Annotated in this window: 4 protein-coding genes and 2 pseudogenes; 4 read left to right on the top strand and 2 right to left on the bottom strand. The window is 45.2% G+C overall.

The genetic code is table 11. From position 1 onward, the window contains the following. From C1752_RS27850 to C1752_RS27835, 4 genes and pseudogenes are all read left to right on the top strand, one after another. A pseudogene (locus tag C1752_RS27850) lies at positions 1-118 on the top strand (IS1 family transposase); the annotation flags it as partial. Positions 119-356: 238 nt separating this feature from the next. Continuing rightward, positions 357-617, top strand: a complete 261-nt coding sequence (locus C1752_RS27845) for an RNA recognition motif domain-containing protein (protein ID WP_158535252.1) — start codon at positions 357-359, stop codon at positions 615-617. 287 nt (positions 618-904) lie between these two features. Further along, positions 905-1153, top strand: coding sequence for an RNA-binding regulator (gene rbp / locus C1752_RS27840; protein WP_110989291.1), 249 nt, complete (start codon positions 905-907; stop codon positions 1151-1153). 76 nt (positions 1154-1229) lie between these two features. Next, positions 1230-1607, top strand: coding sequence for an AbrB/MazE/SpoVT family DNA-binding domain-containing protein (locus tag C1752_RS27835; protein WP_110989290.1), 378 nt, complete (start codon positions 1230-1232; stop codon positions 1605-1607). 76 nt (positions 1608-1683) lie between these two features. Here the strand turns inward: C1752_RS27835 and C1752_RS30150 are convergent, their stop codons facing one another. Together C1752_RS30150 and C1752_RS30145 are read right to left on the bottom strand one after the other, a co-directional pair. After that, a complete protein-coding gene (locus C1752_RS30150) occupies positions 1684-3279 on the bottom strand; it encodes a sensor histidine kinase (protein WP_339373462.1) in 1596 nt (531 codons plus the stop codon). Positions 3280-3336: 57 nt separating this feature from the next. Beyond that, positions 3337-3456: pseudogene (locus tag C1752_RS30145) on the bottom strand (PAS domain S-box protein); the annotation flags it as partial. Between the last annotated feature and the right edge of the window lie 130 nt (positions 3457-3586).

The raw sequence follows: 3586 nt of genomic DNA, 5'->3' as shown, positions 1-3586 counted from the left end.
ACGCCAACGCGTCTCAAGATTGGTGCGCAAGACACTGTCATTCTCCAAAAAGCTAGAGAATCATATCGGTGCTATTTGGTACTTTATTCACCATTACAATCAATCCTTACCTATTTAGGACTACCCAAATTGTAATTTGACCCATGCGGATTAATGAAGCATAGACTCATCTCAACTCTTGAGAATCAGAGCTAGTTCTCCATGTCTTTAGAGCAGACTGTATTTTCTTTTTTCGCTGTTCTAACTCTGATGTGATGCTCTCAAAATGGTCTATATAAATGCGCTTCACGGAGAATCTTCATGTTTATATTTGACCGTTGATGCCCTCCCAGCTAGAGTCGTCTGAAACATTTTCTATGAGCATTTTTGTAGACAACTTACCTGGCGATGTTACTCAAGATGACTTAAAAACAATCTTTGCAGAGCATGGTACCGTCACTGGCGTTTTGAAGATCAGTACACCCGCAGACATCGAAACGGAAGAAGAGCCAAGAGCCTCTGCCTACGTGAACATGAGTACTGACGTTGAAGAAAGAGATGCAATCTCAGTGATTGACCAATCAGTATGGATGGGCAAAACCCTCAAAGCTAGAAAGTTCAAGCCTCGTAGAGGATAGGACTAGAATGGTAAATGGTCTTGGTAACCAAAAAGTCATTGCAGATGCAAACAGAAAGACAGGAAATAGGCTACACAGATTCGTCTATACCTCTATTCAAAAGATTTGAAGAAATACCTCCAGATATGTATGGTTTCTGGAGGTAGTGATGGTATTGAACAAGACTACTAGAATGGGGTTAAGCAAAGGTTAAAAAGTATAGGTTTTCAACTATTTATGGCGCTTGATTCCAAAAATACACTGAATATAGTAGCCTAAAAATCTGAAGTTTCTTTCAAGCCTTACCCATGACAATTTACGTTGGCAATCTTTCTTACGACGCCACCCAGAACGACATTCAAGAAGTCTTCGCTGAATACGGCACCGTAAAAAAGGCCCACGTCCCAACAGACCGCGAGACCGGACGGCCCAGAGGCTTTGCTTTCGTAGATATGAGTTCTGATGCTGAAGAAGAAAAAGCGATCGCTGAACTCGATCAGGCTGAATGGATGGGCCGAACGCTCAAGGTCAATAAGGCCAGACCCCGTGAGAATTAGGGATTTTGCTAAGCTATATCCCTAGTTTGGTCTACAATCAATTCCGACTCAATTCAATCAAGGGCATTCAGCATTGATGGCGAAGAAAACAGCAGCAAAGAAACAAGACATTCAGCCCTTAGTCGGCAAAGAACTACTCAACAAGATCAAAAGCTTATCCCACCTTTCTAAACGTGAAAAAGCAAAGGAATGTGGCTATGAGATCGATGGGCGAGTCAACCTAAGTAGTTTTATGAGTGCCATCTTGGAGGCCAAGGGCATTTCTCTAGATGGTGAAGTTAATGGCGATGGTAGAGGGCGAGAGGCCACCTATCGGGTCAAAGTTCACAAGAATGGGCAGATTGTGATCGGGGCTACCTATACCGAGAAGATGGAACTACAAACCGGAGATGAGTTTGAAATCAAGCTGGGGTACAAGCACATCCATCTGGTTCAGATCACCGATGACGCCTGAGCTGTTCAGGAAAAGAATTGTGATTGATGTCGTTCTGATCGGCTTCACCAGAAAATCGATGCAATGCCCTCGAAGGTCAATGGGCCATTGCTGTGGCAAGATGTGGACAGGCATCCTGTCTCAGAACTTCCTGCGGTAACGTGAAATAGAAGGTACAGCCTTGGCCCACCTCAGATTCTAGCCATATGTGACCGCCGTGGAATTCGACGATCTTTTTACAGATCGATAAACCAATCCCGGTACCCGTGTATTGATTACGGTGATGAAGTCGCTGGAATACAACAAAGATTCGTTCTCTAAATTCGGGAGCAATCCCAATACCGTTATCTGCAATGGAAAAAGTCCAGCCGTCCTCCGTGGAGTCAGCTTTCACCTGCACGTGAGGCGGTACTTCTGTTCGGTACTTTAGCGCGTTGCCAACTAGATTTTGCAAGAGCTGCCGGATAAGCGTTGAATTTACATAAACTGTAGGCAATCGGTCTATATCGAGCGTTGCATGACTCTCTTCAATCACTGCTCCTAAATCTGTGGTGACTTGACTCATAATAATGCTCAGGTCTGTTGATCCCTTTTCAATCCCTGTGCGCCCGACCTTAGAATAAGCAAGTAAATCTCGGATTAACGTTTGCATTCGGGTTGCCCCTTCTGCAACATAACGCAGGTACTTATCAGATTTTTCATCAAACTGACCCTCGTGACGCCGAACCAGCAGTTCAGAGTAACTCGTAATCTTCCGGAGTGGCTCCTGAAGGTCATGAGATGCAACGTAGGCAAACTGTTCTAGCTCTAGATTGGAGCTTGCTAATTCATCATGGGCCTGCTGCAACTGTTGCTCTGTTCGCTTTCGGGGTGTGATGTCAATACTGGTACCGATAATCCGGTAAACCCGTGAGTGCGAATCAAATAATGGCGTTAAGCTGGTGAGCCAGTAAACTTTCTGCTTGTTTCTGAAGCGAGTCTCTTCATAACTGATAGTCTCGCCCATCTCAATACATTCTATATATCGATGCTTCAGACTTTTGGCAACTGCAGGACAGAGAACTTCATCCAGAACTGCTCCTTTGATTTCAAAAGATCGTAGCCCCGTTAACTGTTCGTAGGTCGGATTGAGACCCGCGAAACGGAAGTCATGCTCTCCTCGGACATCAATTACAAAAATCCCTTCCTCTGTTCCATCGTAAACACTGCTCAGAAACGCCTCTTTGTGACGCAGGGCTAACTCTGACTGTTTGCGATTACTGATATCTCGGTGAGTGCCCGTCATGCGAATCGGCTGACCTTGGTCATCGTGTTGCACGACCTTGCCAAAGTTCGCAATCCACTTCCATTTTCCCGATTTCATACGAACTCGGTAATCAAAGGCGTAGGGAAAACCGTCACCCTCCAGATGAGTTCTGAGCTTGTCTATGACCCAGGGCCGATCTTCAGGATGAATCAGGTTTTTCCAAACGCTGAGTCCCCCCTCTAATTCTCCGACTTCATAGCCAAGCATCACTTGGTAACGAGGTCCAAAGTAAATTCTATCTTGAGTAATATCCCAATCCCAAAGACCATCACCTGAGCCTTCTAAGGCCAACTGCAAGCGTTGTTGACTTTTTGTACGCTCGATTTCTGCTAGTTCACGTACTTTTATCTGCTCTTCCAAGGCTTGATTAGCCTCTGATAGTTCCATCGTCCGTCGAGCGACTCTCTCCTCAAGTTGAGCATTGCTCGCTTCAAGCTGATGTTCTAGTCGCTTACGGCTCGTGATGTCTCGCCAGCTAGAACGACTTTGAATGACATTTCCATCTTGGTCGTAAACAGCTTGAACATTGAGACTCACATCAATTATGCTTCCATCCGAACGCTGTACTGACCTTGTCCCGAAAAAGTGGACAGTTAAGTTAGAGAGTCATCGGTTGTCCTAGATTAAGCCAGTACTGCTCTTCAAGCTGAACTGGAGCAAGATATCCAATGGTCGAATGAATACGCTGTCGGTT

Origin of the sequence: Acaryochloris thomasi RCC1774 (assembly GCF_003231495.1) — a bacterium.
In the GTDB taxonomy this organism is placed as follows: domain Bacteria; phylum Cyanobacteriota; class Cyanobacteriia; order Thermosynechococcales; family Thermosynechococcaceae; genus RCC1774.
Note: the sequence above shows the minus strand (reverse complement) of the source record. Positions and strands in the feature narration are given on the sequence as shown.

Excerpts from the sequence above, each read along its gene's own strand:
- C1752_RS27835 (WP_110989290.1), top strand. The coding sequence starts at position 1,230 with ATGGCGAAGAAAACAGCAGCAAAGAAACAAGACATTCAGCCCTTAGTC.
- C1752_RS27845 (WP_158535252.1), top strand. The coding sequence starts at position 357 with ATGAGCATTTTTGTAGACAACTTACCTGGCGATGTTACTCAAGATGAC.
- rbp (WP_110989291.1), top strand. The coding sequence starts at position 905 with ATGACAATTTACGTTGGCAATCTTTCTTACGACGCCACCCAGAACGAC.
- C1752_RS30150 (WP_339373462.1), bottom strand. The coding sequence starts at position 3,279 with ATGGAACTATCAGAGGCTAATCAAGCCTTGGAAGAGCAGATAAAAGTA.